The organism is Streptomyces sp. NPDC025273 (assembly GCF_040638585.1).
GTDB classification, from domain to species: domain Bacteria; phylum Actinomycetota; class Actinomycetes; order Streptomycetales; family Streptomycetaceae; genus Streptomyces; species Streptomyces cinereorectus.
Genome location: NZ_JBEZYP010000028.1, coordinates 1 through 25,657 on the forward strand (window position 1 = coordinate 1; position 25,657 = coordinate 25,657).

Consider the following 25,657-nt stretch of genomic DNA (forward strand, 5'->3'; position numbering starts at 1 on the left):
GGCCCTGTCCTCATGCACGGACACCACCAGGTTCACCCGCCCCGGCAGCCACTTTCGATCACACCGCACTCAAGATCGATAGGACAACGGCTCCTGACGGCCGCCAGGTGAGGGAGCCGTACGCACACTGGCTTGCCGAGCAGGTGGGGCTCACTGTCATAGGACCCGGAGAGCTGTGGTGAGTCCGGAGCGCTGTGACTGACCGGACCAGCCAGCCGTAGCGCTCGGTCACGCTTCGCCCCACCCCATCCTCTTCACGTTGTTCATCGAGCTTCGTCAGCGGTGCCGCTCCAGAGTGAGGACGGCTTTGGCGATTGACGTCATGCGGTTAGGACTACATCGGGCGTGACGGAAGATTCGCCAGCACTTCAGGCGGGCGACACCGCGTTCGACCGGCGCCCGGGTGCAAGATAGGGCCCGGTTGAGGGTCTGGGCGGTCGGAGTGAGGTCGTGGCGCGGCCGACGCTTGATGCCCGTGGTGACACCCAGGGGCCGCCGCCCTGGTGGGCCAGGTCGGCCAGGATCGGGACGCCTTGGCGCTCGCAGATCCGGATGATCCGGTGGGTGCGAGCGGCGGTCAGGTCGTGACTGCGTCCTGGCAAGGTCGGCGAGAGCCACAGCAGCTGGCCGGACGGATCGGTCACGACCTGGACGTTCACCCCGTGGCGGCGGCTCTGGGCGTGAACATCGCGGATCTGGACTGCGCCGGGCGCCGCTGCAAGGTCAAGGGCGCCCGGGCGAAGGCCCGACGACGGGGCCACACGCACAACCTGATAGGCCGAGTTGCAGATGAGTCACGCGATGGCCCACGGTCAGGGCCATGAGGGGCTCAGGAGCGATCCCGGAGTCGAGCCCCATGAGCAGTCGAAGCAGGACTGTGCAGGCGAGCCGAGCGCCCCGCGGCCGCCGCGAGCGAGTTCAACCAGCAGGAGCGTCGTCACCCGCCTGAGCCCAACAGCAACTCCCGCACCGTAGACGTGCGTTGACTACCTCTCTGCGTTGGCCAAAAAATGTGACTGCCTGTCCGGAAAGCCTCAGCCCTCAGATGTGGCATCTGTCACAGCTGCGTGCGAAGTGTTCGGCTCGTATCGCAGCAGCTTGATGTTTTGGCAGGTCAAGCAGAGTGAGACCCCCGCCCTCGTGATCACACTGCGTTCCTATCACATGGACCCCTAGGCGACATTGATCAGCGTCGGCATGCGTGTTCGGGCTCGTCAGCCGATTGAGTGAACGACCTCGGCCCCGACGCGCCGACCGACCAGCCGACCACCTCAATGAAGAGGATCCATGTTCGAAGACGTCCGTGAGGGCGAAGACCCCGGTCCTGTGGCCGCCCCACTCCGACTGCCGCTGGACTTCGAGGCGCACTACCTCATGAACCAGCCTGTCTGGCACGACTACGCACTGCGTTTCCTCCGCACCAACGAAGCAGCCGAGGAGGCGGTCCACCGTGCGTTCCTGGAGGTCCTGCTCCATTGGGACATCCTCCTGACAGAGGCCGACCTCCAGAAGCAGACCTGGGCCATCCTGAGGCGCGTGGTGATGAGCGAACACCTCCAGGACTTCCGTGCCGAACTCGCGGCCATGGACAGTGGAATCGGTCTCTATCCAGCTCTCGGCAACCTTCCCCAACGGCAGTTCGACGTCATGGTGCTGCGCTTCATCTTCGACTTCGACACCGAGCGCATCGCTTGGTACCTCGGCGTCACCCCCAGCACCGTCGACTACCACTGCCGCAAGGCGCGCGAGCGTCTCGCCCCCGTCTACTTCGACAGGTACCGCCGATCGATGGAGGACCCCACATGAGCAGCATCTGGCACGACCGCCTGGCCGAGGCAGACATCTCCGTGCGCGAAGAACGCCGCCCCTTCGACGTCGCAGCCGGCTTGCGCCGCCTGGCCAGGGAGGCCGGATACATCGGCCCAGCCCCCGCCGAGCCTCGCAGCCTCCGGGCCAGGCACCGCCTCGGCCTGATCGCCCACTGGACGGTCACCCAGGCCGGCGCCGCCACCCACGTCGAGGAACTCACCGCAGTCATAGGCGACAACGGCACCGGTGAGCCAGAGTTCTTCAACGGCTGGACCGACGTAGACACCCACGGCGCCCACGTCTTCGCCTGCACCCTCTACCTCGCCAACCACCCCGAGAGCGCGGTCTTCTGGTGGATGTTCGCCGCCGGCGCCGGGCACTCCGGCTCCGCCTACCTTCTGCATCTGCACCACATCACCGCCGGCGAGATGCGGGAGGCGGCCTTCTGGAAGAAGCAGGTCGTCTCTCTGCGCGAACACGTTCCCGACGACTTCGACGGCTCGACGGAGGAGTTCATCGAGGAGCTGCTCAGCGGCCTGGAGATCTACACCGGCTACAGCGTCCGGCACCGCGACTCCTGGCCCACGCCGAGTGGGGAGACGCAGAAGGTCGTCGAGCGGCATCTGGAGGAACGGTTCGAGCGCCTCGCGGACCGCGAGGAGAACGACGGCATCGTCGCCCGCCCTGACAGCCAGCTCCCCGACCGCATCCATGAGCTCGCCGAACTGCGCTGACCACCCGAGAGAACCCGGCCGGGAACGAAGGAATCCACGTGGTTCGTCCCCCTGGGCCACCAGACACCTCAGAAGAGAGCATCACCATGACTCACCCTAGCCGCGGCAACGAACGTGCACCGGTCTCCCGGCGAATCATCCGCGTCACCGCATGGGTCGGACGCCGACGCTACTCCCTGCTCTCCAGCGCCCTCCGCGGAGCCGCCCACGCAGCCGGCGCGGGCGGCGTAGGTCTCGTCTTCTGGTGGATCCAGCACACCGCGTAGCCCGGCGCACCCCACCAGGCAGGCCGGTCACCACGGGCCCGCTTCGCATCGACGCGGCGAAGCCGGGCATAGGGTGCGGGCGCCGTGTATTGCGCCACGCACCCCGCACAGGGCAGGTGTTCTCAAAAATCAGCATGCTGTCCGTCGGACGAATCAGTGTTCGGGAGCGTAGTCGTCCGAGGCGTTCCCGACGTTTCGTCCCCGTTGACAGAAGCCTTGTCGGCACTTCCGCACAGCCCTGATGATAGATCCGTCGTGGCCCCGGGTCGCCGCTGTGCGGGCGTAGGGAAACCGAGGGTGCATGGCATCTTCCGGGCGATTGCAGAGGCCGGCGTCCTCACATCGGGGGGTCTCGCCCGCCGGCCCCCACACCGTCGACGTCAGGGGATCCGATGCTGGACCAAGCCCTCGCTGCCCTCGCTCTGTCCGGTGGCACGGCTGTGGTTGCCGCGATGCAACCGACGCCTGGCAGGTAACCCGCACAGGTACGGCCCGGCTCCTCGGTCGCGGTGAGACACCCAGGCAAACAGCCGTCGAGACCCAACTGGACGCCGATGCCGCGCTGGTCTTGAGCGGGTCTGACAGCGACGGAGCCCGGCAAGACCTGATCCCGGTCTGGACCCGACGCCTGTCCGCCTTCCTCCACGAGAACCCGGACGCCGCCGACGAACTGCGAGCCCTCCTCGACGAGATCCGCCACGCCCTCCTCCCAGGCCTATGCGATTTCGCAGGATGCTCATCCCATCGAGTCGCACGAGTTCCTGATGTTCAAGGCTTTCGCGTATCGCTCGTCGGTGACGGGTTCGAGCCAAGCGCTTTGCTCGCCGTCACCACCCCTTCCGCAAGGGGTGGTGGGTGATCACGGCGTGATCACCCACCACGCCAAGAAACCTTCATTGCTCACGCGTCGCGTTCCGAATTGATCTTTCACGTTAGTAAAGTGACGCACTCAGACGTCATCTGAATCCAGGGGCGACCGCGAGAAGGTCGTCTCGAAGCTGCCTTCCTGAGTCCATCAGGAAACTGAGGATCCGCGCCTTCCAGCACGGCATCGATGTGCAACAGCCGTGGAAGCAGGCATCACGGCGTGGCACGGACTGGGACAAGGGACGATTCGTACGAACGGAGTAGGCCCGTGGACGACTATCCGCTCCTCAATGTCTTCCTGACCATGATGTATCTGTTCCTCTGGGTGATGTGGTTCTTCCTGCTCTTCAAGGTGATCACGGACATCTTCCGGGACCACTCGATGGGCGGCTGGGCCAAGGCGGGTTGGCTGGTCTTCGTCATCGTGCTGCCCTACGTCGGCGTGCTGGTCTACCTGATCGCCCGCGGCCGGGGAATGAGCCGGCGGGACGTCAAGCAGGCCGAGGACCAGGAGGCGGCCTTCCGGCAGTACGTGAGGCAGGCCGCCGGATCCGAGGGCGGCGGCACCGGCGGGAGCAGCAGCCATGTGGAGGACCTGGCGAAGCTCGCCGAGCTGAAGGACAAGGGCCATCTCGACCAGGCCGAGTACGAGAAGGCCAAGTCGAAGCTGCTCGTCTGACCGCGCGTCCGCATCCGGTTCCGAGCGGCGGCGGGAAACGTCTGCGGGCGGGTGGACGGGTGCCAGGGCCTCCCCGCGACGGAGCGGCCGCCCCGTCGCCACCGGCGGTCCTCCCCGAAACGGAGTACATGATGAGCGCTCCCACGACCTACCGGGTCCACGCCCAGAGCGCCCCGGGGGGTGAGGCACGGATCGATGCCGGGACCGGGACCGTCGCCTTCGACGCCTCCTGGGCCGCCGCCGTGCCGTCCGGGCTGCCGGGACCTGCAGATCTGCTGGCCTCGGCGTTCGCCGCCTGCTTGCTCAAGAACGTCGAACGATCCGGTCGGCTGCTGCCCTTCCGCTACCGGAACGCCGAGGTCGACGTGCGGGCCGAGCGGCAGGACAGCCCGCCCCTGTTCATCGCGATCGACTACGAACTCCGGCTGGTGACCGACGAACCGCGGCACAGGGTGTACCTGTTGCACCGCAACCTGCGCAGGTTCGGCACCGTCTACAACACCCTCGCAGCGGTCTGCGACGTCCAGGGGCGCATCGTGACCGAGCCGGCGCCGCCAGAACCGGAGGCACCGGGCCGGCCGTCGGGGGAGGAAGCGTGAGCACGGCTCCCGTCGACGACGAGGGCCCGGCCCACATCGTCGTGGGCGTCGACGGATCGGATTCCTCGGCACGGGCCCTGCGCTGGGCGGCGCAGGAGGCACGTCTCCGCGGAGCCCGTCTGGAGGTCGTCCATGCCTGGCAGTTCCCTTCGGTGGGTCTTCCAGGCGTGTCCCCGCCCTACCCGGATGAGATGTTCGCACCCGCTGCCAGGGCCGTCGTCGACCACGCGGTGGCCGGTCTCGGTGCCGGGCGGGTGGAGGCGGGCATCGACAGGAGGGCGGTCAAGGGCCATCCGTCCGCCGTGCTGGTCGAGGCGTCGGAAGATGCCGCCCTGCTCGTCGTGGGCTCCCACGGCCACGGCGGCGTCGCAGGGACCCTGCTCGGATCGGTCAGCCGGCGCGTCGCCCACCATGCCCGCTGCCCCGTCGTGATCGTCCCGGACCCGAAGTGAGGACCGGCCGGCGGCATCCGAGTGCCGACGGAGGACTCGTCGGGTCAGGCCGAGGCACACCGGGCCGTCACCGGCCCTCGCCCGCAAGCCGCGACGTCCACCGGCGGGTTCGCCACGCCTGCCAGCCGAACGGAGACGCTCCCCATGACGGAACCCGACAACGACCCGCACCTGCCGGCGCACGTGCCGTCTCTGCCGAGGGTGGAGTGGGCTCTGTGGCAGACACCGTTCGTCTTCTTCACCGGCAAGGGCGGTGTGGGGAAGACGACGGTGGCGGGCGCGGTGTCCGTAGCGCTGGCCGATGCCGGCCGGCGCGTGCTGGTGGTGAGCACCGATCCGGCATCGAATCTGGGTGACCTGTTCGGCGCTGCGGTGGGCGCGGAGCCCGGTCCGGTGCCAGGTGCACCCGGACTGGAGGCGATGAATCTCGACCCTGACGCTGCGGCGGCCGCCTACCGCGAGCGCGTGACGGCCCCGTACCGGGGCGCGGTCCCTGAAGGGGAGTTGCGTGCCATCGAGGAGCAGCTTGCCGGCGAGTGCACCGTGGAAGTGGCGGCCTTCGACCGGTTCACGCAGTTGATCGTCCGCCCGGAGCTGGTCGGCCGGTACGACCACGTACTCTTCGACACCGCGCCGACCGGTCACACACTGCGTCTGCTGAACCTGCCCAGCTCCTGGGCGCATTACATCGAGAGCGCCCCCGCGGGGGCGAGCTGCCTGGGCCCGCGGTCGGGCCTGCGGGCCCAGCGCGCGCAGTACCGGGCGGCCGTCGGGCAGCTGGGCGATCCCAGGCGCACGACACTGGTCCTGGTGAGCCGACCGGAGCCGGGTGCGCTGCGGGAGGCGGGACGGGCCGGGGCGGAGCTGGCCGCCCAGGGGATCCACAACCAGCGCTTGATCGTCAACGGCGTCTTCACCGGGCCTCTGGCCGGCGATACGGTCGCCGAGGCGTTCGCCACCCGGCAGGCGTCGGCGCTCGACGTCCGGCCGGCCTCCCTGCGGGCGGTCCCCACCGCGGGCGTGCCGTTGGTCGCCTGGAACCTGACCGGCATCGCCGCACTCCGCGCGCTGGTCCGCGGTCGGGGCGGGCCCGTGCCGGGCCCCGGTGCCTCCACCGGCACCGACAAGCGGGAGACACCGCTCCCTTCCCTGGATGCGCTGGTCGACGACCTGGCAGTCGGCCCGCCCGGCGCGGTACTGGTGATGGGCAAGGGCGGCGTCGGCAAGACCACCATCGCCGCCGCCATCGCCGTGGGCCTCGCCCGCCGGGGCCACGACGTCCACCTGTCCACGACCGACCCGGCGGGGCGGCCCGCTGACGTACTCGCAGGTGGTCCGTTCCGGCACCTGACCGTCACCCGCATCGACCCGGCCACCGAACTCGCCGACTACACCGCCGAGCGCCTGCGGGCGGCGGAGCGGATGTCCCCGGACCGTCGTGAGCTCCTGGAGGAGGACCTACGCTCGCCGTGCACCGAGGAACTGGCCGTCTTCCGGGCGTTCGGGGCACTCCTGACCACGGCCCGGGACCGGTTCGTGGTCGTGGACACCGCCCCCAGCGGCCACACCCTGCGCCTGCTGGACCTCACCGGCTCCTACCACCGTCAGGTCATGGCGGGCGCCGCCCAGGTGCACGGGCGCATCACGACACCGTTGATGCGCCTGCGGGACCCGGCCCACACACGGGTAATCATCGTCGCGCTCCCCGAGCCGACCCCCGTATCCGAGGCCGCAGCACTTCAGGACGGCCTCCGGCGGGCCGGCATCGAGCCGTTCGGCTGGGTGGTCAACGCCTCCCTGACGGCGGGCGGCACCCAGGATCCCGTGCTGCGCGCCAGGGCCGGCCTGGAGCGCCCGCAGCTGCACCGCGTCCGCGACGAGCTGGCAGCCCGCGCCTGGCTGGTGCCGTGGCAGGTCGACGCCCTCGTCGGTGAGGACCGGCTCGCCGCCCTGACCGGTGCGACGAGCCGATGATGCCGTACGGCATCACTCCTCACCGGCAGCGTCCTGTCGCGCGACGGTCACGGCCGTCCGGGCGGCTTCGCGGGCAGGGCGGCCGACGCCTATGAGGGTGGCGGAGGCGGGTCCGGTCCAGTCGCCGTAGCCGAGGAGGTGGAGCCGGGGCTCCCTGAGGGCCTGGGTGCCCGCAGTGGGGATGCGTCCGCGGGACCCGCGCAGCCCCAGTGGCGCGAGGTGCGACAGCGCGGGGCGGAAGCCGGTGCACCAGACGATCGCGTCGGCCCGCGCACGGGTGCCGTCGGCCCACTCCGCACCCGTCGCGGTCAGGCGGGTGAACATCGGCTCGGCCTTGAGGAGGCCGGCGTCACGGGCCTCCCGAACGGGCGGGACGGCGACGATGTCACCCAGCGACGCGACGCCTCCGGTGTCCGTACGGCCCTCGTCCAGGGCGCGTCTGCGGGCCGTGGCGTGGTCGAAGAGGGCGCGGCCGTCGATGTCGTCGGCGAGGAAGCGGGCAGGGCGCCGGGTGACCCAGGTGAGGTCGGTGTCGTGGGCGAGGTCGGCGGCGATCTGCGCGCCGGAGTTCCCGCCGCCGACCACGATCACGCGCTTTCCGGCGAGGTCGGCGGGCCGGCGGTAGTCGACGGTGTGGAGCTGGCGGCCCTTGAACTCCGTACGGCCCGGGATCGCGGGCACGAACGGGCGCCACCAGGTGCCGGTGGCACTGATGACCGTACGGGCGCTCCATGACCCCGCGGCGCTCTCCACCCGCAGGTGGGCGCCGTCACGGTGGACCGCTTCGACCTGGACGGGGCGGAGGACCGGGATGTCGTAGCGCTGCTCGTAGTCGGTCAGGTAGTCGACGACGTGGGCGGCGCCGGGGTACGTCTCCGCTGCCTGCGGCGGCATGATCCGGCCCGGCAGGGATGAGTGGGCTGCCGGGGAGAACAGGTGCAGCGAGTCCCAGGTGTGCTGCCATGCGCCGCCGGGCGTGGCCTGGGCGTCCAGGACGACGAAGTCCAGGCCGAGGCGGCGCAGGTGGTAGCCGGCCGCGAGACCGGCCTGGCCGCCGCCGATGACGACCACGTCGACGTTCCTGCTCATTGCGGGGTGCCCCCTTCCGATGCGGCTGCCCCGCCGCCGTGCGGCGGAGCAGCCGAACGATGCCCTACTTCGACGGGGCGGTCGTGAACTTCTTGCGCCAGGCCAGCGACACGTACACCAGCGCGACGAGGACCGGGACCTCGATCAGCGGGCCGACGACACCGGACAGCGCCTGGCCGGACGTCACGCCGAAGGTGGCGATCGCGACGGCGATGGCGAGCTCGAAGTTGTTGCCGGCGGCCGTGAAGGCCAGGGTGGCCGTGCGGTCGTAGTTCAGGCCGATCGCCTTGCCGAGCAGGAACGTGCCGAACCACATCACCGCGAAGTACACGAGCAGCGGGAGCGCGATCCGCACGACGTCCATCGGCTGCGACGTGATGGTCTTCCCCTGCAGGGCGAAGAGGATGACGATCGTGAAGAGCAGCCCGTACAGGGCCCACGGGCCGATCTTCGGCAGGAACTTCGCCTCGTACGACTCGCGGCCCATCTTCTTCTCGCCGGTCCTGCGGGTCAGGAAGCCGGCGACGAGCGGGACACCCAGGAAGATGACGACGTTCAGCGCGATCTTCCACATGGAGATGTCGAGGTTCTCGCCCTCGCCGAGGCCGAGCCAGCCGGGCAGCAGGTCGAGGTAGAACCAGCCCAGGACGCCGAAGGTGATGACCTGGAAGACGGAGTTCAGGGCGACCAGGACGGCCGCCGCCTCGCGGTCGCCGCAGGCCAGGTCGTTCCAGATGATGACCATCGCGATGCAGCGGGCAAGGCCGACGATGATCAGGCCGGTGCGGTACTCGGGCAGGTCGGGGAGGAAGGTCCAGGCGAGGGCGAACATGATCGCCGGGCCGATGATCCAGTTGATGACCAGCGAGGAGATCATCAGTTTGCGGTCGCCGGTGACGGCGTCGAGCTTGTCGTACCGGACCTTGGCCAGCACCGGGTACATCATGATCAGCAGGCCGACGGCGATCGGGAGCGAGATGCCGCCGATCTCGACCTTGGCGAGCGCGTCGTTCAGCCCGGGGATCAGCCGGCCCAGACCCAGTCCGAGGCCCATGGCCACGAGGATCCAGACGGCGAGAAAGCGGTCGAGCGTGGAAAGCTTCGCGACGACCGAGGACTCCTCGGTCAGGGCGGGCGCTTGGGTGGGGGTCACGGACAGGCCCTCTTGTTCTCGGCAGCGGTGCGGGCGGACTCGGCCAGCTCGGCGAACTGACCGGCAAGGGAGGCGATGACGGTCGGGCGGAGCTTGTAGTACGTGAAACGGCCGCACGGCTCCGTCTCGACGACCCCGGCCTCGCGCAGCACTCTCAGATGGTTGGAGAGGTTGGTCTGTCTGGCACCTGTCTCCTCCACGAGGTGGGTGGTGCAGAGCGTTTCGCGGGCGAGCAGGGTCACGATCTGCAGACGCAGGGGATCACCCAGCACCCGCATCAACTCAGTGTCGACTGACGTCATCATGTACTGATACTTTCACATCAGTGGTGGATGACACCACCAGATGCTGATTTCATTTGCGCCTGATGCCGTCGCGAGACAAGAGAGACCTGCCATGCCCGAGAAGCCCTCTGTCCTGTTCGTCTGTGTCCACAACGCCGGCCGCTCCCAGATGGCCGCCGCCTGGCTCACCCACCTCGTCGGGGACCGCGTCGAGGTCCGCTCCGCCGGATCCGCCCCCGCCGACCAGGTCAACCCCGCCGCCGTCGAGGCCATGCGTGAGGTCGGCATCGACATCACCGCCGAGACCCCGAAGATCCTCACGATCGACGCGGTCAGGGCGTCCGACGTGTGCATCACCATGGGCTGCGGCGACACCTGCCCCGTCTTCCCGGGCAAGCGTTACCTGGACTGGACGCTGGAGGACCCGGCGGGCCAGGGCGTCGAGGCCGTCCGCCCGATCCGTGACGAGATCAGGAAGCTCGTCGAGGGCCTGATCGAGGAGATCGCCCCGGAGCCCGAGATGTGAGCACGGCCCCCAAGGCGTCCGGCATCCGGAACGTCGTCATCGTGGCACTCGTGAGTGGCTCGGACCCGTGGCGGACGGGTAGTTCGGCGGACGACGTGGACGGAAGGCCGAACCCGCGGCGACGTCACCCTGGCTGACGACCCCGCACCCGGAACGGCGCCGCCACCACTTGCTTCGTCCCCAGAAGCCGACGGACGTTCAGCCAGGCTGCCTGGACGCCGGTTGTCAGTGCCGGTATCTAGGGTTCTGGTATGACGAGGTGGATGCACGATACGTTTCCCGGCCATGAGGTGAATCTGGTCTTCGCCCGGGGTCTGTCCCTCGAAGCGCTCACAGCGGGCTTGCGGGAAATGCACCGTGAGCCGCTCGCGCACGGCGAGGCGGACGGGTGGGCGTGGATGGTGCACGACATGATCACCGAGGCCGACGGCTACCGAGAGGCCGACTACCGGCGCGTCTGCCCCGAGGGGGCCGAGGTCGTGGTGTTCGTGACCGAGCCCTGCAGCGCGAAGGCGCACGGGCCGATGTTCATGTACCTGCGCGACGGCCGCGGGACGCTCTCCTTCAGTTTCGAGGACGTCGAACAGCGGGTGGGCGAGAACCCCGACTACATGTCGGCCGAGCTGCTGGCCGCGCATCTCATAGGCCCGGAGGCCTGGTGCGCGAAAGCGGACACGGACGACGACCATGACTGCTTCGATCATCACTACGACGACGAGGATCGGCTCGTGAGAGCGATCGCCGACTGCTTCTCCCTGCCCTCGCCGCCGCTCTCGCGCGAGGTGACGGCGAAGTGAGCGGATCGATCCCGCCGAACACCTACGTCACGTACGCCAGGGGCCTGGACCTGCCCACGCTCACCCGTGTGTACGCCGAGGCGATGTACCCGGCCGGCAGGTCGGGCTCCTCGGACGGCTGGTGCTGGGTCACGCACGACGCGATTGCCGGGCACGGCCGGGCGGTGATGGACCTGGCCCGCGACATCACCGGTTTCCGCTACGCCGAACGGTTCGGCGGACCCGGCCACGTGGAGACGGTGTTCCTGGCGTCCACCCCCGCGTGCGCGTGCCCGAACGGGCAGAACTACATGGTCCCGCACTGCGGCGAGCACCCGTTCCAGTTCCTGCACAGCCGCGGCGGTTTCGAGCGGTCCTACTTCAACGTCGGACGCCGCCGGGAGTCGCGGCGCAACGGTGATCTGCTGATACGGGAGTTGCTGGACGCCGGGATCGTCGGCCGGGAGACCCCGGCGTACGACGCCGACCCCGACTTCAACGCGGACGGTGCCGTGACGAGAGGGATCATCGCCGCCCACTTCGGGCTGCCCGACCCCTCGTGACGACCGCAGCCACGCGCCGGGGCCCCTCCAGCTGGTCCCCAGAAATGATCAAGGGCCGGTTTCGGACTTCTCTGAAACCGGCCCTGCCCTCGACCCTCTCAAGTCGGGACGACAGGATTTGAACCTGCGACCCCTTGACCCCCAGGAGTAGGGCCGCCTGCGTACGGCGTAGCCACCACACTTGCTGCACCGGTCGAAGTCGGTCCGAGCCGTAGGTCGCAGAGGGTGAGGAGGTTCGCTTTGCCGAAATCGTCGTGGCCAGAGCTTCGAGCTGCGAGCTGCCCGGATATACGGACGGGACCGGATCAGAACAGTGAGTTGTTGCCCCGCGTCCGACGTCGTAGGAATGTGGAAAAGGTCTGGTCCTCCAGGTGCGTGAGCGCGGTGCCGCTCGGATCTGTGTAGGCGATGCGCCAGTCCTTGGGGGAGCCCTGGCCCGTGAGCCAGCCGAACATTTGCCCCTGTGCCTCTCCCCACTGCAGGAACAGCCGGTCCTCATCCAGCCACCGCAGCCCCGGGGTCGCCGGCCTCGCCACGACAGGAAACACCCGGATACCGGAGATGACCCCGCCGGGGAATTCCCTCATGATGGCCAGGTAGTCCGCCGGAAGCGCACCGAACGACTCCTTCACGGCCCGGTCCACCAGCTCTTCCGCGTACTGCCGGACGCCCGGGACACCGATACCCCGCACCTTGGTGAGGATTTCCTCGACCGCCCCGATGTCCGGGTTCGCCAGCGCGGTGGCCGTCGCACGCATGTCGTCGGCGACATTCCAGAACGAGCCCGACTCGTATTCCTCGTACGTCTCGAACGCGGGAACTCCCTCGGGGCGTCCCAGAAGGGCCCGCGCGATGAACTCCGAGGCGGAGAAAGGAAGGTCCAGCCACAGCTGGAAATCGGAATCTGTGAGGACGGTTGTCCAGTTCGCTGTGTCCGGGTCGGTGGTGTCCCACAGCAGCACGCCGTCACGGGCGGTGCGGCCCCACGGCACCATGCCGCCGGGCTGCGGGAAGAAGGACAGCGGAAGCTCGTGCTCGCGGGTGCGCAGGGATTCCTCCATGTCCGCCAGGCGCAGTGCGGTTTCGTCCGTGAAGTCCAGCAGCGAACGCACGGGGACATCGGGCCGTCCGAGCAGCACCGAAGCCGCGATCACCGCCGGCGGCAGCGCCTGGACCAGCAACTCGAAGTCCTTCGGGACGACTTGCCCGTGCCCGTCGCCCTGCGCCCGCACAGGGGCGTCGAGACCGAGCAGCCGGATGACGTCGAGATGATTCATGTGTTCCTCCATGAACGGCATCGGCGGTGGGGTGGGCAGCCGCCGGCCGCTCACCCCACCGCCTCATTGTCGTAGACGGTGGTGACGTCCTTGACCGTCTGCCTGACGACGTTGGCGTTGTCGTCGTGGACGTACGTCTCGGTGCCCGCGCCGACGATCAGCACATCGACGGACCGCTCGGTCCGCCCGCTCCCGGTCATGGTCGCGCCTCCTCGAACAGGGCGCGGACGGCTGCGCCGCAGTAGAAGCCCTGGCACCGGCCGCCACGGGCGCGGGTGCGGCGCCGCAGGCCGTCCAGGGACTGCGGCGGGACGGTGGAGCCGAGCGCGTCGCGGATCTCGCCGAGGGTGACGTACTCGCAGTGGCAGACGAGGGTGCCGTACGCGGGGTCCCTCGCGATCAGCTCGGCCCGCCGGTAGGGCCGGGGGAAGGCTTCGCCGAGGTTGGGCATGGTGACGGGCGGGAGGTCACGCGGGGCGCCGAGTTCCAGGCCGGTCCCGGCGAGGAGTCCGGTGACGTGGCCGGCGATCGCCATGGACGCGGTCAGACCGGTGGACCGGATGCCGCCGACGGTGACGTACCGCTGGCCGGGGTGGTCCTGGATCCGGTAGTCCTCCTGTCCGGTGGCGGCGCGCAGTCCCGCGTAGACGGCGGTGACCTCCTCCTCGAGGAGCGCGGGCATGATCCGGCGGCCCTGCTCGCGCAGGAGGTGCAGGCCGTCGGCGGTGGATCCGGTGGCGGTCCTGTCGTCGAGGTCCTCGGCGGTGGGGCCGAGGAGCACGTTGCCGAACACGGTGGGGGCGACGAGGACGCCCTTGCCGGCCGCGGTGGGGACCGGCAGGAGGATGTGGCTGACGAGGTCACGGGCCAGCTTGTCGAAGACGAGGAGCTGGCCGCGGCGCGGGGTCACGGTGAACGCGTCGTGACCGAGGAGCCGGTCGATCTCGTCGGCGTACAGTCCGGCGGCGTTGACCAGGTACCGGGTGCGCAGCGGTCCGCGCGAGGTGCGCACCGTGTGGCCGTCCGGGTCTCCGGCGATGTCCGTCACCCGGCAGTTGAGGTGCAGGTGGACCCCGGCGCGGACGGCCTGGGTGGCGAAGGCGAGCGGGGTCGTCCAGGGGCAGATGACGCTCTCGTCGGGGACTTCGAGCGCACCGAGTGCGCCGGGGCCCAGGTGGGGTTCGCGTGCGCGCAGTTCGTCGGCGCCGATGATGCGTGCCGCGTCGTAGCCGTTGCGTCCGGCCTTGGCCAGCAGCTTCGGCAGCACGGCGAGCTGGTCGTCGTCCCAGGCCACGAGCAGGGCTCCGGTGCGCTCGACGGGGATGCCGGTTTCCGCCGCGTAGGCGGCGAGCATCGCCTGGCCCTCGCGGACGAGGCGGGCCTCCAGGGAACCGGGCACGGCGTCGAAACCGGTGTGCAGGATCGCGGTGTTGGCCTTCGACGTGCTGTTGCCGATGTCGTCGGAGGCGTCGACCAAGGCGGTGCGCAGGCGGTAGCGGGCCAGTTCACGGGCGATGGCGGCACCGACGACGCCCGCTCCGACGACGGTGACGTCGTACGTCCCGTCCGGACAGTCGGCCCCGGGCAGGGCGCCGGCGATGGTGATGGTGATCGTCACGCGCGCTCCAGCAGGGTGTCCACCGCGGTGCGGAACCCGTCGAGGCGCGCCGCCGCCTCGTCCGGGCCGATCCGTGGCTCGTAGACGGCGGAGGGTTTCCATTCCGGTGTCGCGTGCCGCACGTCCAGGCGCGGGTCGAGTCCCAGCCGGGCCACGGCTCCTGCACCGAGCGCGGTGACGTCGGGCAGCGCCGACACCTCGACCGGCCGTTGCAGCAGGTCGGCCTGGGTCTGCATGAGCAGGCCTGAGCGGGTCAGGCCGCCGTCGACGCGCAGTGCGGTCAGCGGTGAGCCCAGGTCGGCCGCGGCGGCGCCGGCGAGGGCGACGACCTGGGCGGCGATGCCCTCGCACAGCGCGCGCACCAGGTGGCCCGCGGTGGTGTCGAGGCCGAGGCCCGTCACGGAGCCGCGCAGGTCGCCGCGCCACCAGGGTGCGGCGAGTCCCGCGAGGGCGGGGACGAAGGTGACCCCACCGCTGTCGGGGACCGCGGAGCCGACCGGGTCGAGGTCGGCGGCGCCGGAGATCACCCCGAGGTCGGTGAGCCAGCGCACGGCGGAGGCCGCCGTGTAGACCTGTCCGTCGAGGCAGTAGCTCGTACGTCCGCCGAGCCGCCAGGCGACACAGCTGACGAGGCCGGACGAGCCGGTGCTGGGCCGGCTTCCGGTCTGGGCGAGGAGGAACGCCCCGGTGCCGTACGTGCATTTGGCGTTGCCGGGCTCCAGGGCGTTCTGGGCCAGCAGGGCGGCCTGCTGGTCGACGAGGAGTCCGGTGAGGGGGATGTCACCGCCGAAGGCGGTGGTGGTGCCGACCGGCCCGGCGCAGTCGACGACGGCGGGGAGCCGTTCGTCGGACAGGCCGAAGATCTCCAGGGCCGGGGGTGACCAGTCGGTGTCGTGGAGGTCGAGCAGCTGGGTGCGTCCGGCGGTGGCCGCGTCGGTGACGAAGGCCCCGGTCAGCCGGTGGACCAGCCAGGAGTCGCTGGTGGTCACCACCCCTTCGCGGGTCAGCTCGCGCCGGATCCAGGCCATCTTGGGCGCGGCGAAGTACGGATCGAGCGGCAGGCCGGTGAGGTGCCTCAGCTCCTCGCCGTGCGCGGCCAGTTCGGCGCAGATGCCTCCGGCCCGCCGGTCCTGCCAGACCACGGCGTCGGTGAGCGGCCGGCCGGTCTCGGGGTCCCAGGCCAGGACCGTCTCGCCCTGATTCGCCAGACCGACCGCCGCCACGGGTTCGCCCGCCTCGTCCAGCGCCTGTCTGCCCGCGTCGAGGACCGAGCCGAGGAGCTCGGCCGGATCGCTCTCGACGGCTCCGCCGGATCCGTACCGCGGGCGGACCGGGGCGGAACCGGAGCCGATCACGCCGCGCTCGGGACAGATCACGACGGCTTTCGTCCCGGAGGTTCCCTGGTCGATGGCGAGTACCGGGTGCGTCATCGACACTCCAGCCGTGCGGCCGCCCGGGGCGGGCGGAAAGGTGATCATCTGGTCCTTGTGCCCACAGTCGTGCAGACCACGCCGTGCGTCAACCCTGACCGGAACATCCCGCGGAAGAGAGCCGGTAGTGAGCAACGTCCCGTATGTAAGCGCTACTTGAGTAAGATCCGCAAAGTCGTCCGGCGTCGGGTGCGGGGCGCTCTAAACTCACCGCCGAGCGGTCAACCGGACGCTCGACGGCGGATTCGTGAGACCGGACCCGCCCAGCCCCCCACGTCCTCGAGGATTCATGAAGAGCAGACCCTGCACCGTGCCGCGGTGCCCGGCGCACCGCCCCGCCCTCACGGGCCGTCCACGGGCGGGGCGAGCACATGGCGCCCAGTGAGTTCAGGCCGGTCTACCACCCCGCAGGGCACGACCACGACTTACGCGCGGCCCTGCAGGATCTGCGTACCGGGCGCTGGCTGTCCATGCGCGATCTGCTGGAGAGCACGCCGGACTGGGCGCTGTGGACCCAGCGCACCCAGGTCCTCGCCGCCGTGGCCGCAGGTTCCGACGCGGTGCAGGCCTGGCTGGCCGAGGAGCCGCGGAGCGTGGCGGCGACCGTGATGCACGCCCGGGTGGTCGTGGAGCGGGCGGTGCGCGCCCATCGCGAGAAGCACGCACGCGCGCAGGAGTTGTGGCAGCAGGCCTGGGAGGGATGCCGCTCCGCCGCGCACGCCTCCCCCGCCGACCCGGTCCCCTGGGTCTGCCTGCTGGCCCTGTCCCAGCTCGACGAGCGGCAGCGGCTGGAGGAGCACCGGCTGCCTCCGCCGGGCCCCATGCTGTTCCCCGGACCGTGGGGTCTGCTGGCGGAGGCCGACCGACGCGATCCGTTCAATCGCGAGGCCTATCACCGGATGCTGCAGTTCGTCTACGCACGGCAGACGGGCGGCACCCTCTCCGAGGCGGTCAACTTCGTCCAGTGGGCCGCCTCCTCGGCCCCGGAGGGCTCCCCGCTCCACGCGCTCCCGCTGTACGTGCGGGTGGAACGCTACCGGCACGAGCAGGGCAACGAGAAGGCGCTGGACCTGCACTGGGTCACCGAGGACGGCGAGCGGGACGCCCAGCGTGCGCTGCACCTCTGGTTCACCAGGACCGACCCGGCCACGCAGTCGCTGCTCGATCTCAACCACCTGGCCCACGCGCTGTGGGGATCGCTCCAGTTCGCTGACGCGGCACCGGTGTTCCAGGCCCTCGGGCCGTACTACACCTCGGTCCCGTGGGCGTACCGGAACCGTCACCCCGGCGATCCGGCCGGGGCGGAGGACGTGTTCCTGCGGGCCCGGAGCCGGTGTCTGGCCGCCGAGGACCGCCCCGCCCGAGCTCCCCGGGGCTGACCGCTCCGCCTGTCCTCCCACCGCCCCATTCCTCATTTCCTCCAGGAGGTTCTCTCCATGTCCATATCCGCCTCGACCGCGTCGAGCCCGGAGACCGCACCGCAGAAGGACGAAGAGCAGAGGCTGCGCGAGCTCGGCTACCAGCCGGTGCTGGCCCGCCGCATGGGCGGGTTCGGCAACTTCGCGATCAGCTTCTCCGTCATCTCCATCCTCTCCGGCTGCATGACGCTGTACGGCTTCGGCATGTCGACCGGCGGTCCGTCCGTGATGCTCTGGGGCTGGGCCGGTGTCGGCCTGTTCGTCCTCTGTGTGGGCATGGCCCTGGCCGAGGTCACCAGCGCGTACCCGACGTCGGGCGCCCTGTACTACATGGCCGACCGGCTCGGCGGCCGCAAATGGGGCTGGTACACCGGGTGGCTGAATCTGCTCGGTCTGCTGGGCGCGATCGCAGGTATCGACTACGGTGCCGCGCTGTTCACGGGTGCGCTGCTCAATCTGCAGTGGGGATTCGACCCGACCCCCGGTGCCACGATGGTGATCTTCCTCTGCATCCTGCTGCTGCACGCCGTGCTGAACCTCTTCGGTGTCCGCCTGGTCAGCGTGCTCAACTCGATCAGCGTGTGGTGGCATCTGGGCGGTGTCGCCGTGATCGTGTCGGTGCTGGCGATCGTGCCCTCGAACCACCAGTCGCCGTCGTTCGTCTTCACCGAGTTCGTCAACGACACCGGCTGGGAGAACCCGCTCTACGTGGCGGCGATCGGTCTGCTCCTGGCCCAGTACACCTTCTGTGGCTACGACGCCTCCGCCCACCTGTCGGAGGAGACCTCCAACGCGTCGGTGACGGCGGCCAAGGGCATCGTCCGGGCGATCTGGGTCTCCTGGATCGCCGGCTTCGTCCTGCTCGCCGGTCTCACGTTCGCCATCCAGGACTACGCGGGCACCCAGAACAGCGCCACCGGCGTGCCGCCCGCCCAGATCCTGATCGACGCGCTGGGTACGGCGGGCGCCACCGCCATGCTGCTGATCGTCATCGCGGCCCAGCTGTTCTGCGGCAACGCCGAGGTGGCCGCCGCGAGCCGGATGGTCTTCGCGTTCAGCCGGGACAACGCGCTGCCGGGATCCGCCCTATGGCGCAAGGTGAGCGCGCGTACCCAGACGCCGGTGCCCGCCGTGTGGCTGTCGGTCTGTGTCGCGGCGCTGCTCGCCGTGCCGTCCCTGTACTCCGCGACCGCGTACGGTGCGGTGACGGCGATCAACGTCATCGGTATCACCCCGGCCTACGCCATCCCGATCTACCTGAAGCTGCGCGCCGGTGACCGTTTCGAGCGCGGCCCCTGGCATCTGGGCCGCTGGTCCAAGCCGATCGGCTGGATCGCCGTGGTCTGGGTCGCCATCGTGACCGTGCTCTTCCTGCTGCCGCAGTCGTCGCCGGTGACCATCGACTCGATGAACTACGCGTCGATCGCACTGGTCGCCGTACTGGTCCTGGCCACGGTGTGGTGGTTCGTGGCGCGCCGTTCGTACGGCACCCCGGCCGCGTACGGGAACGCCCGCGAGCAGGCGGAGATCGCCGAGGGCATCGTCTGACCTTCCCCCTCCGGGCGGCCTTCAGCGCAGCAGCAGCTGAAGGCCGCCCAGGACGGTGGCACCGATCACGATCTGCTCGAACAGCCTCTGGTTGATGCGGCCCACACAGACCCGGCCGAGATACGCCCCGGGGATGACGAACAGCACCAGGGCGGCGTCCAGGAGCAGCGACCGCGCGTCGATGAGGCCGAGGCCCACGCTGAACGGCACCTTGGACGTGTTGACGATCAGGAAGAACCACGCGGACGTGCCCAGGAAGCCGAGTTTCCGGAATCCCGCGGAGAGCAGGTAGAGGGACATCACCGGGCCGCCCGCGTTGGCGACCATGGTGGTGAAGCCGCCGAGTGCCCCGTACGAGGCCGGTTTGACCCGCCCGACGCGTGGAGGGCCCTCCGCCCGTGTCCCCGTGTCGGCGCCCTCGTCCGCCTCGGCCCGGGTCGAGGCGCGGCGGCGCCAGAGGGTGACGCCCGACATGAGGAGCAGGATCGCTCCGATCGAGGTGCGCACGGCCCCGTCGTCGGCCCACATCAGGAAGACGGTGCCCGCCACCACCCCCACGGCGACGGCGGGGAAGAGTCGCAGCAGGGTCGGCCAGTGCGCGTGGCGGCGGTAGACCAGCACGGCGAGGATGTCGCCCGCGATCAGGATCGGGAGCAGCACTCCGGTCGATTCGCGGGCAGGCAGTACGGCCGCGAAGACCGCGAGGCTGATCGTATTGGCACCGCTGACGGCCGTCTTGGAGAAGCCGACGAGCGTGGATGCCGCCGCGAGCGCGGCCAGTTGCCAGAGTGTGATGGTGTCCATTCCGGCTCAGATGGTAGACACATCTGCTTTTCGGCGGATGATCGTTCCATGTTCCGGTCGTCCGCGCGCGGGGGTTCGGCGTCCCGCTCGACATGGAACCCCTACTGATGCACCACCGCGGGCCGCGGGCGACGGCTCCGCCCATCCCGTACGACGCGAAGGGCCGGCGTTCCTCGCATGACCCCGGCCTGCGGCGGACGTGGAGGGCACGGCGGTGCCGGTGGACCTGGCGTCGCTCACCGGTCCGCACTCCCGAGGGGGCTTTCGTCCGGATCAGGCCGGACCTCGCGAGCCCGGCATGATCCGGACGAGAGGCCCGGGCTAGACGTCGGTGCGGATCACCACCGCGAGCGTGCGCGGACCGTGCACGCCCTCCACCCGTTCCAGTTCGATGTCGGACGTGGCCGACGGGCCGCTGATCAAGGTCGTCGGCCGTTCCGGCACCAGCAGGGCGACCGCCTCCGGGACCCCGACGACGACCGAGGACAGGCCGACGACGCACACGTGCAGGTCGGGGACGAGGGACAGCGCCCGGCGGCCCTGGTCCGGCGATCCGTCCAGGAAGATGGTGCCCGTCTCCGCGCAGCTGACGGCCGAGGCGGTCACCACCCCGTCCAGCGCGTCGAGGCTCGGCGCCGGAATGTCGGCGGAGTCCCGCTGCACCTCGCCGTCGAAGGCGGTGAGCCATTCCTCGTCGAGTCCGTCCGGCATCCCGATCCGCCGCGCGCCGTGCTCGCGCAGCACCTCGGCGATCACGCGGGCCGTGTCGTCGGCGGTGCAGAGGTACACCCGCGCCTTGTAGTCGACGAGCCGGTCGGTGAGGAGGGCGAGGCGTTCCCCGTCGGGGAGGGTGCGGCCCCTCCGGTAGTCGCGGGGGGCGGTGGTGCCGGTCGCGGGTGCGAGGGCCAGGGCGTCCCTGATCCGGCCGAGCACCGTGTCGCGGGCGGTCGTCGTCACTGGTCCTCCGTGCGGTCGTCCGCGGTGGTCCGGACGCCCTCTTCGGCGGCGGCGCGCATCGTCGCCGCGCCCTCGGCGGAGGCCAGCCAGGAGCGGAAGGACTGCCGGGGCGGGGCGGCGGTGTCGCGGCTGTCGCTCCAGCCGTCGAAGGGGGCGGGCAGGTGCCTGATCGTGCCGTCGCGTCCGCCCGCGACCCGGCCGACGGCCGCGGCCTTCTGCGCGGCGGTGTACAGCTTCGGCCTCCTCATCACGGCGGCGGCGGCCTTCATGGCGAGCTTCTCCGCCGTGGTGCCGGACTGTTGGGTGTGCTGATGGCGCAACTCGACGAGCATCGACGGGATGTCGATCTTGACGGGGCAGGCGTCGAAGCAGGCGCCGCAGAGGCTGGAGGCGTACGGCAGCGAGCTGTTGGGGTCGTCCTTCGTCGCGTCCATGCCGGCGAGCTGCGGGGTCAGGACCGCGCCGATCGGACCGGGGTAGGTCGATCCGTACGCGTGCCCGCCGGTCCGTTCGTACACGGGGCAGACGTTGAGGCAGGCCGAGCAGCGGATGCAGCTGAGTGCCTCGCGGCCGATCGTGTCGGCGAGAGCGGCGGTGCGGCCGTTGTCGAGGAGGACCAGGTGGAAGTCCTGCGGCCCGTCACCGGGCGTCACACCGGTCCACATGGAGGTGTACGGGTTCATGCGCTCGCCGGTCGAGGACCGCGGCAGCAACTGGAGGAAGACCTCCAGGTCCTGATAACGCGGCAGGACCTTCTCGATGCCCATCACGGTGATGAGGGTGTCGGGCAGCGTCAAGCACATCCGGCCGTTGCCCTCGGACTCGACGACGCAGAGGGTGCCGGTCTCGGCGATGCCGAAGTTGGCACCGGAGACGGCCACCTTGGTCGTCATGAACTTCTCGCGCAGATAGGCACGGGCCGCGGCGGCGAGGTGCGCGGGCACGTTGTCCAGGTCCGGGTCGACGCCGGGGATCTCGTCGAGGAAGATCTGGCGGATCTCGTCGCGGTTGCGGTGGATCGCGGGCACCAGGATGTGCGAAGGCCTGTCGTCGGCGAGCTGGACGATGAGCTCGGCCAGGTCGGTCTCGTACGGGGTGATGCCGAGCGATTCGAGGTGCTCGTTGAGACCGGTCTCCTGGGTGGCCATCGACTTGACCTTGATGACGTCTCTGCTGCCCGTCGCCCTGACCAGCCGGGCGACGATCTCGTTGGCCTCGACGCCGTCGCGGGCCCAGTGGACGGTGCCGCCGCGCTCGGTGACCTTCTGCTCCAGCTGCTCCAGGAGTTCGGGCAGCCGGTTCATGGTGTCGGCCTTGATGGCCGATCCGGCGTCGCGCAGTTGCTCCCAGTCGGGGAGTTCGCCGGTGACGGCGAGCCGCTTGGCGCGGATGGTGCGGGTGGCCTTGCCCAGGTTGCGGCGCAACTGCCCGTTGCCCAGCTCGTCGTGGGCGGCCTCCGGGAACGCCCGGTCGCCGCGCAGGTTTCCCGTCCCGTACGGGGAGCGGGGCGGGGCGGCGGGCATGCCGAGGAACGTGCTCATCGGGTGGCCTCCGTCAGGGCGTACGGCGAGGTACGGGTGGAGCCGAGGATCTGGGCCAGGTGCAGGGTGCGCGTACCGGACCTGATGCGGGAGAGCCCACCGCCGATGTGCATCAGGCAGGAGGAGTCGCCGGCGGTGCACACCGCGGCCCCGGTCGTGCTGATGCTGCGCATCTTGTCCTGGAGCATCGCGGTGGACGTCTCGGCGTTCTTGACGGCGAACGTGCCGCCGAAGCCGCAGCAGGATTCGGCTCCCGGGAGTTCGACGAGGTCGATCGCCTCGACGGCGCGCAGGAGCCGCAGTGGCTTGTCGCCGACCCGGAGCATGCGCAGCGAGTGGCAGGTGGGGTGATACGTGACGCGGTGCGGGAAATACGCACCGACCCGGGTGACACCGAGGACGTCGACGAGGAGCTCCGAGAGCTCGTACGTCTTGGCCTTGACGGTGGCCACGCCCGCGCGGAGCGAGGCGTCCCCGTATCGCTCGGCGACGATCTCGTGCTGGTGCCGGACCGATCCGGCGCAGGAGCCGGAGGGCATCACGACCGCGTCGATCGAGGAGTCCCCGAACTGCTCGGCGAAGTTGCGCACCAGCGGGACGGGTTCGCGCTGGTATCCGGTGTTGACATGCATCTGGCCGCAGCATGTCTGGCCCGGCGGGAACACCACCTCGTGGCCCAGGCGGGCGAGCAGCACCGCGGTGGATTTCACCGCCTCGGGGAAGAGCGTGTCTCCCAGACAGGTGGCGAAGAGTCCGATACGCATGGGGCCTCCTCGGTTTCTATGGTCCGACCATACTAGCCTCGGTCCGAGTGTGGAACCGTGGGCGCGCCGGGAAATGAGGAACGGGAGTGGGGCCGGCGCTCGCACGCACCGGCCCCACTCCCGCTACGACCGCGTACGGGTCATGTCTCGTCGACCAGCGTCCCGTGCAGGCCCCTGATGTGTTCCTCCACCAGGTCCGCCGCTTCTTCGCCCCGGCCGGCGCGCACCAGCCGCAGCAGTTGCGTGTGCTGGGCGTTGAGCGCGGCCGCGGTGGCGGGCCAGTCCTCGGTCTCCTCCAGCGCCCGCAGGATCAGCGGCCGTACGGACTCGCGCACCGCCGAGGTGAGGGTGGAGGTCAGCGCGTTGCCCGAACTCCCGGCGATCAGTACGTGGAAGCGGGTGTCGAGGTCGTTGAACTCGGCCACGTCGACATCCGGCTCCCCCATCCGCCGGAGCAGCTCCTCGGCCTCGTCGAGGTCTTCGGCCGACGCGTGCCGCGCGGCGGCCTCGCAGCTCGACCGCTCCAGCACGACCCGCGCCTCCAGCACGTCGTGCAGGCTGTAGCTGCCGAGCGCGAAGTGGAGCCGCAGCAGCCGGCCCAGGGCGTCGTCCGGGTTGCGCACGATCCGCGCACCGGAATCCGGGCCCCGGCCCGGCTGGGCGACCAGGACGCCGATCGTCTCCAGCACCCGGAGCGCCTCGCGCAGGGCGGACCGGCTGACTCCGAGCACGGGTGCGAGCTCCCGCTCGGGCGGCAGGCGGTCACCGGCCTTCAGCTCTCCCGCGAAGACACGCTCCTCGATGCTCTGGAGCACGAGTTCGTGCGTGCGGGACTGCCGTACGGGTTGCCACTCGACGGGCATCCGCTACTCCCTGCTCCGGACGATACGCATGATCCGACTATGTCACACAGCACATGTGGTCGGACCAAAGCCGGGGAGCGCCGAGCCCGGATGCAGCGGATGCAACGGCCCGTGGTCGGCTGTCGGAGCTCAGCGGGTGCGCGGCACCCTGCCCCGGGTGCTTCTGCGCTGCGGATCGAAGAGCTGGCCGGCCACCCCGGCCACCACGAGTCCTGCGGCGATGAGCAGACCGTGACCGATGACGATGCCACTGATCAGGGCGCCCAGCCCCGCACCGAGCCACAGCCAGGCGAGGCCGCGGCGGTACGCGCGTGGAGGGCGGGGTGCGCCGTGGCCGTCGGCGACGTAGGGTCCGTCGTTGAGGCTCCGGCCCTCGTCGTAGTGGGCCATGGTGACTCCCTCCTGGTACGCAAACCCGTTGAGCGCCTGGCTCCATCGTCGTCCGGGGAAGGGGCGCGGACCATAGGGGCTGACACCCATCTTGGGGGGTGCCCACCGTGCAGACGCCGTACCGGCCGCCGCTAGCAGCAGCCGGACCTCGCCGTCCTCGACATCGCCATGCCCCGCCTGACGGGCCTTCAGGCGGCTCGTGAGCTGTCCCGGGTCATGCCCGGACTCCGCATCCTCATGCTGACGATGTACGACAACGAGCAGTACGTGCGCACGGCGTTCCGTCCCGGGCGCGGCCTTCCTGAGACGTGACCACGGCCACGCCGTGCGATTCATACGATTCTCAGCCAGTTCCCCTACGGTTCTCTCGTGACCCAGACGAGCCCGCCCGGATGGCATGCAGACCCCGGGTATTCAGGAATCGGCCCCCTTCAGGAACGCTGGTGGGACGGGAGCAGGTGGACCGACCAGCTCCGCGTACCCCCCGCGGCCGTCCGCCGCCGCCGGATACGCATCGGCGCCGCCACAGCCGCCGGCGTCGTACTGCTCGCGGCCGTCGGCGGCGGCGCGTACCTGCTGGGGGAGGACAGTTCCGGTACGAACGACACCTCGGCCACCGCCCCTCCGGCGGCCCCCGGCGCACCGGAGGGCGGTGGACAGGACGGCGGTGGGGGCCGGGATCCCGACCAGGGTTCGCCGCGGACCGAGGAGGGGTACGCCACCGACCTGGCCAGCGGCATCAGCATCCCCGTGCCCGACGGGTGGACCGGCCAGTCCGGGCCGGTGGGCGCCGGAGTGACAACGGGCGAGTACACCTGCCCCGGTGACGAAGCCCAGAAGTGCGTGCGCGGCGGGGTGTTCTCCGCCCCGGCACAGGCCCTGAAGGTGACGGCGACCACGGCGAAGGCCGCGGCAGAGGCGGACATCGAGGCCAACGCCGAGGAGTCGTACGGCGAGAAGATCTACGGCGGGATCACCTCGCACCAGCAGCTCAGGTCCGAGGCGGTCACCGTGGCCGGCCAGAAGGGCTATCTGGTGCGCTGGAAGGTGGTGACGAAGAACGGCGACGACGGGTACGTCGAGTCGCTCGCGTTCCCCTCGCCCAACATCGAGGAGATGCTCGTCGTCGTGCGCTCCGGCTTCGACATCAACGCGAAGGCACCCGAACTCTCCGTCCTGGACGACATCACCAGGGGCATCAAGGCGGCGGAGGGAACCGGTTCGGGCACCGGCCGGACCGCCTGACGACGGGCCGCGGACGCCCCGGAGGCCGTAT

26 protein-coding genes and 3 pseudogenes are annotated in these 25,657 nt (G+C 70.1%); 15 read left to right on the top strand and 14 right to left on the bottom strand.

Annotated features, from left to right (window positions below; all coding sequences use genetic code 11):
- Positions 1–276: 276 nt before the first annotated feature.
- Positions 277–671: pseudogene (locus tag AB0F38_RS29700) on the bottom strand (transposase family protein); the annotation flags it as partial.
- A 3-nt stretch (positions 672–674) separates the two neighbouring features.
- On the opposite strand from AB0F38_RS29700, the pseudogene AB0F38_RS29705 reads away from it, so the two are divergent.
- The 8 genes and pseudogenes from AB0F38_RS29705 to arsA all read left to right on the top strand — a co-directional run.
- A pseudogene (locus AB0F38_RS29705) lies at positions 675–758 on the top strand (integrase/recombinase); the annotation flags it as partial.
- A gap of 529 nt (positions 759–1,287) precedes the next feature.
- Positions 1,288–1,806 (top strand): sigma-70 family RNA polymerase sigma factor, encoded by a 519-nt coding sequence (locus AB0F38_RS29710; RefSeq protein WP_361899927.1) that lies wholly within the window; start codon positions 1,288–1,290, stop codon positions 1,804–1,806.
- Positions 1,803–2,543: a hypothetical protein gene (locus AB0F38_RS29715; protein WP_361899930.1), complete on the top strand. Its 741-nt coding sequence runs from the start codon at positions 1,803–1,805 to the stop codon at positions 2,541–2,543. Before AB0F38_RS29710 ends, AB0F38_RS29715 begins: the two co-directional genes overlap by 4 nt.
- Positions 2,544–2,629: 86 nt before the next feature.
- Positions 2,630–2,809, top strand: a complete 180-nt coding sequence (locus tag AB0F38_RS29720) for a hypothetical protein (protein ID WP_361899932.1) — start codon at positions 2,630–2,632, stop codon at positions 2,807–2,809.
- A 1,135-nt stretch (positions 2,810–3,944) separates the two neighbouring features.
- Positions 3,945–4,355 carry a PLDc N-terminal domain-containing protein gene (locus AB0F38_RS29725; protein ID WP_361899935.1) on the top strand — a complete coding sequence of 137 codons (411 nt, stop codon included), beginning with the start codon at positions 3,945–3,947 and terminating at the stop codon, positions 4,353–4,355.
- A 131-nt stretch (positions 4,356–4,486) separates the two neighbouring features.
- On the top strand, positions 4,487–4,954 hold the full coding sequence (locus tag AB0F38_RS29730; protein ID WP_361899938.1) for a hypothetical protein: 468 nt from the start codon (positions 4,487–4,489) through the stop codon (positions 4,952–4,954).
- Positions 4,951–5,406, top strand: a complete 456-nt coding sequence (locus AB0F38_RS29735) for a universal stress protein (protein ID WP_361899941.1) — start codon at positions 4,951–4,953, stop codon at positions 5,404–5,406. The genes AB0F38_RS29730 and AB0F38_RS29735 overlap by 4 nt, the downstream gene beginning before the upstream one ends.
- A gap of 144 nt (positions 5,407–5,550) precedes the next feature.
- Entirely contained in the window at positions 5,551–7,380 is a 1,830-nt protein-coding gene (gene arsA, locus AB0F38_RS29740) for an arsenical pump-driving ATPase (RefSeq protein WP_361899944.1), read from the top strand.
- Between the two features lie 12 nt (positions 7,381–7,392).
- Here arsA and AB0F38_RS29745 read toward each other — a convergent pair whose 3' ends face one another.
- The 3 genes from AB0F38_RS29745 to AB0F38_RS29755 form a co-directional block, all read right to left on the bottom strand.
- A complete protein-coding gene (locus AB0F38_RS29745; protein ID WP_361899947.1) occupies positions 7,393–8,469 on the bottom strand; it encodes an ArsO family NAD(P)H-dependent flavin-containing monooxygenase in 1,077 nt (358 codons plus the stop codon).
- A gap of 64 nt (positions 8,470–8,533) precedes the next feature.
- Positions 8,534–9,622, bottom strand: coding sequence for an ACR3 family arsenite efflux transporter (arsB, locus tag AB0F38_RS29750; protein ID WP_361899949.1), 1,089 nt, complete (start codon positions 9,620–9,622; stop codon positions 8,534–8,536).
- Positions 9,619–9,927, bottom strand: coding sequence for a metalloregulator ArsR/SmtB family transcription factor (locus AB0F38_RS29755; protein WP_361899952.1), 309 nt, complete (start codon positions 9,925–9,927; stop codon positions 9,619–9,621). The genes arsB and AB0F38_RS29755 overlap by 4 nt, the downstream gene beginning before the upstream one ends.
- 91 nt (positions 9,928–10,018) lie before the next feature.
- On the opposite strand from AB0F38_RS29755, the gene AB0F38_RS29760 reads away from it, so the two are divergent.
- The 3 genes from AB0F38_RS29760 to AB0F38_RS29770 all read left to right on the top strand — a co-directional run bounded on the left by AB0F38_RS29760 (position 10,019) and on the right by AB0F38_RS29770 (position 11,771).
- Positions 10,019–10,432, top strand: coding sequence for an arsenate reductase ArsC (locus AB0F38_RS29760; RefSeq protein WP_361899955.1), 414 nt, complete (start codon positions 10,019–10,021; stop codon positions 10,430–10,432).
- A 263-nt stretch (positions 10,433–10,695) separates the two neighbouring features.
- Positions 10,696–11,229 carry a hypothetical protein gene (locus AB0F38_RS29765; RefSeq protein ID WP_361899958.1) on the top strand — a complete coding sequence of 178 codons (534 nt, stop codon included), beginning with the start codon at positions 10,696–10,698 and terminating at the stop codon, positions 11,227–11,229.
- Entirely contained in the window at positions 11,226–11,771 is a 546-nt protein-coding gene (locus AB0F38_RS29770) for a hypothetical protein (RefSeq protein ID WP_361899961.1), read from the top strand. Before AB0F38_RS29765 ends, AB0F38_RS29770 begins: the two co-directional genes overlap by 4 nt.
- Positions 11,772–12,076: 305 nt before the next feature.
- Here AB0F38_RS29770 and AB0F38_RS29775 read toward each other — a convergent pair whose 3' ends face one another.
- Genes AB0F38_RS29775 through AB0F38_RS29790 form a run of 4 tightly spaced genes read right to left on the bottom strand, consistent with a single transcriptional unit; the run spans position 12,077 to position 16,096 of the window.
- Positions 12,077–13,048: a hypothetical protein gene (locus AB0F38_RS29775; RefSeq protein WP_361899964.1), complete on the bottom strand. Its 972-nt coding sequence runs from the start codon at positions 13,046–13,048 to the stop codon at positions 12,077–12,079.
- Between the two features lie 50 nt (positions 13,049–13,098).
- Positions 13,099–13,248: a hypothetical protein gene (locus AB0F38_RS29780; protein ID WP_361899967.1), complete on the bottom strand. Its 150-nt coding sequence runs from the start codon at positions 13,246–13,248 to the stop codon at positions 13,099–13,101.
- Positions 13,245–14,666, bottom strand: a complete 1,422-nt coding sequence (locus AB0F38_RS29785) for an FAD-dependent oxidoreductase (RefSeq protein WP_361899970.1) — start codon at positions 14,664–14,666, stop codon at positions 13,245–13,247. The genes AB0F38_RS29780 and AB0F38_RS29785 overlap by 4 nt, the downstream gene beginning before the upstream one ends.
- Positions 14,663–16,096: an FGGY family carbohydrate kinase gene (locus AB0F38_RS29790; RefSeq protein ID WP_361899973.1), complete on the bottom strand. Its 1,434-nt coding sequence runs from the start codon at positions 16,094–16,096 to the stop codon at positions 14,663–14,665. Before AB0F38_RS29790 ends, AB0F38_RS29785 begins: the two co-directional genes overlap by 4 nt.
- A gap of 371 nt (positions 16,097–16,467) precedes the next feature.
- On the opposite strand from AB0F38_RS29790, the gene AB0F38_RS29795 reads away from it, so the two are divergent.
- Both AB0F38_RS29795 and AB0F38_RS29800 read left to right on the top strand, forming a co-directional pair.
- Positions 16,468–17,475 carry a hypothetical protein gene (locus AB0F38_RS29795; protein ID WP_361899976.1) on the top strand — a complete coding sequence of 336 codons (1,008 nt, stop codon included), beginning with the start codon at positions 16,468–16,470 and terminating at the stop codon, positions 17,473–17,475.
- A gap of 57 nt (positions 17,476–17,532) precedes the next feature.
- On the top strand, positions 17,533–19,062 hold the full coding sequence (locus AB0F38_RS29800) for an amino acid permease (protein WP_361899979.1): 1,530 nt from the start codon (positions 17,533–17,535) through the stop codon (positions 19,060–19,062).
- 21 nt (positions 19,063–19,083) lie between these two features.
- On the opposite strand, the gene AB0F38_RS29805 is transcribed toward AB0F38_RS29800, so the two are convergent.
- From AB0F38_RS29805 to AB0F38_RS29830, 6 genes are all read right to left on the bottom strand, one after another.
- Positions 19,084–19,866, bottom strand: a complete 783-nt coding sequence (locus AB0F38_RS29805) for a sulfite exporter TauE/SafE family protein (RefSeq protein ID WP_361899982.1) — start codon at positions 19,864–19,866, stop codon at positions 19,084–19,086.
- A 321-nt stretch (positions 19,867–20,187) separates the two neighbouring features.
- Entirely contained in the window at positions 20,188–20,823 is a 636-nt protein-coding gene (locus AB0F38_RS29810; protein WP_361899985.1) for an LUD domain-containing protein, read from the bottom strand.
- Positions 20,820–22,364, bottom strand: a complete 1,545-nt coding sequence (locus AB0F38_RS29815; RefSeq protein WP_361899987.1) for a lactate utilization protein B — start codon at positions 22,362–22,364, stop codon at positions 20,820–20,822. The genes AB0F38_RS29810 and AB0F38_RS29815 overlap by 4 nt, the downstream gene beginning before the upstream one ends.
- Positions 22,361–23,128 carry a (Fe-S)-binding protein gene (locus AB0F38_RS29820; RefSeq protein WP_361899990.1) on the bottom strand — a complete coding sequence of 256 codons (768 nt, stop codon included), beginning with the start codon at positions 23,126–23,128 and terminating at the stop codon, positions 22,361–22,363. Before AB0F38_RS29820 ends, AB0F38_RS29815 begins: the two co-directional genes overlap by 4 nt.
- A 140-nt stretch (positions 23,129–23,268) precedes the next feature.
- On the bottom strand, positions 23,269–23,991 hold the full coding sequence (locus AB0F38_RS29825) for an FCD domain-containing protein (protein WP_361899992.1): 723 nt from the start codon (positions 23,989–23,991) through the stop codon (positions 23,269–23,271).
- A 129-nt stretch (positions 23,992–24,120) separates the two neighbouring features.
- Positions 24,121–24,381: a hypothetical protein gene (locus tag AB0F38_RS29830; RefSeq protein WP_361899995.1), complete on the bottom strand. Its 261-nt coding sequence runs from the start codon at positions 24,379–24,381 to the stop codon at positions 24,121–24,123.
- A 129-nt stretch (positions 24,382–24,510) separates the two neighbouring features.
- On the opposite strand from AB0F38_RS29830, the pseudogene AB0F38_RS29835 reads away from it, so the two are divergent.
- Together AB0F38_RS29835 and AB0F38_RS29840 are read left to right on the top strand one after the other, a co-directional pair.
- Positions 24,511–24,693, top strand: a pseudogene (locus AB0F38_RS29835) (response regulator); the annotation flags it as partial.
- Between the two features lie 57 nt (positions 24,694–24,750).
- Positions 24,751–25,626 (top strand): DUF2510 domain-containing protein, encoded by an 876-nt coding sequence (locus AB0F38_RS29840; protein WP_361899998.1) that lies wholly within the window; start codon positions 24,751–24,753, stop codon positions 25,624–25,626.
- Positions 25,627–25,657 lie beyond the last annotated feature (31 nt).

Excerpts from the sequence above, each read along its gene's own strand:
- AB0F38_RS29710 (WP_361899927.1), top strand. The coding sequence starts at position 1,288 with ATGTTCGAAGACGTCCGTGAGGGCGAAGACCCCGGTCCTGTGGCCGCC.
- AB0F38_RS29715 (WP_361899930.1), top strand. The coding sequence starts at position 1,803 with ATGAGCAGCATCTGGCACGACCGCCTGGCCGAGGCAGACATCTCCGTG.
- AB0F38_RS29720 (WP_361899932.1), top strand. The coding sequence starts at position 2,630 with ATGACTCACCCTAGCCGCGGCAACGAACGTGCACCGGTCTCCCGGCGA.
- AB0F38_RS29730 (WP_361899938.1), top strand. The coding sequence starts at position 4,487 with ATGAGCGCTCCCACGACCTACCGGGTCCACGCCCAGAGCGCCCCGGGG.
- arsA (WP_361899944.1), top strand. The coding sequence starts at position 5,551 with ATGACGGAACCCGACAACGACCCGCACCTGCCGGCGCACGTGCCGTCT.
- AB0F38_RS29745 (WP_361899947.1), bottom strand. The coding sequence starts at position 8,469 with ATGAGCAGGAACGTCGACGTGGTCGTCATCGGCGGCGGCCAGGCCGGT.
- AB0F38_RS29755 (WP_361899952.1), bottom strand. The coding sequence starts at position 9,927 with ATGATGACGTCAGTCGACACTGAGTTGATGCGGGTGCTGGGTGATCCC.
- AB0F38_RS29760 (WP_361899955.1), top strand. The coding sequence starts at position 10,019 with ATGCCCGAGAAGCCCTCTGTCCTGTTCGTCTGTGTCCACAACGCCGGC.
- AB0F38_RS29765 (WP_361899958.1), top strand. The coding sequence starts at position 10,696 with ATGCACGATACGTTTCCCGGCCATGAGGTGAATCTGGTCTTCGCCCGG.
- AB0F38_RS29775 (WP_361899964.1), bottom strand. The coding sequence starts at position 13,048 with ATGAATCATCTCGACGTCATCCGGCTGCTCGGTCTCGACGCCCCTGTG.
- AB0F38_RS29780 (WP_361899967.1), bottom strand. The coding sequence starts at position 13,248 with ATGACCGGGAGCGGGCGGACCGAGCGGTCCGTCGATGTGCTGATCGTC.
- AB0F38_RS29790 (WP_361899973.1), bottom strand. The coding sequence starts at position 16,096 with ATGACGCACCCGGTACTCGCCATCGACCAGGGAACCTCCGGGACGAAA.
- AB0F38_RS29795 (WP_361899976.1), top strand. The coding sequence starts at position 16,468 with ATGGCGCCCAGTGAGTTCAGGCCGGTCTACCACCCCGCAGGGCACGAC.
- AB0F38_RS29800 (WP_361899979.1), top strand. The coding sequence starts at position 17,533 with ATGTCCATATCCGCCTCGACCGCGTCGAGCCCGGAGACCGCACCGCAG.
- AB0F38_RS29805 (WP_361899982.1), bottom strand. The coding sequence starts at position 19,866 with ATGGACACCATCACACTCTGGCAACTGGCCGCGCTCGCGGCGGCATCC.
- AB0F38_RS29815 (WP_361899987.1), bottom strand. The coding sequence starts at position 22,364 with ATGAGCACGTTCCTCGGCATGCCCGCCGCCCCGCCCCGCTCCCCGTAC.
- AB0F38_RS29820 (WP_361899990.1), bottom strand. The coding sequence starts at position 23,128 with ATGCGTATCGGACTCTTCGCCACCTGTCTGGGAGACACGCTCTTCCCC.
- AB0F38_RS29825 (WP_361899992.1), bottom strand. The coding sequence starts at position 23,991 with ATGCCCGTCGAGTGGCAACCCGTACGGCAGTCCCGCACGCACGAACTC.
- AB0F38_RS29830 (WP_361899995.1), bottom strand. The coding sequence starts at position 24,381 with ATGGCCCACTACGACGAGGGCCGGAGCCTCAACGACGGACCCTACGTC.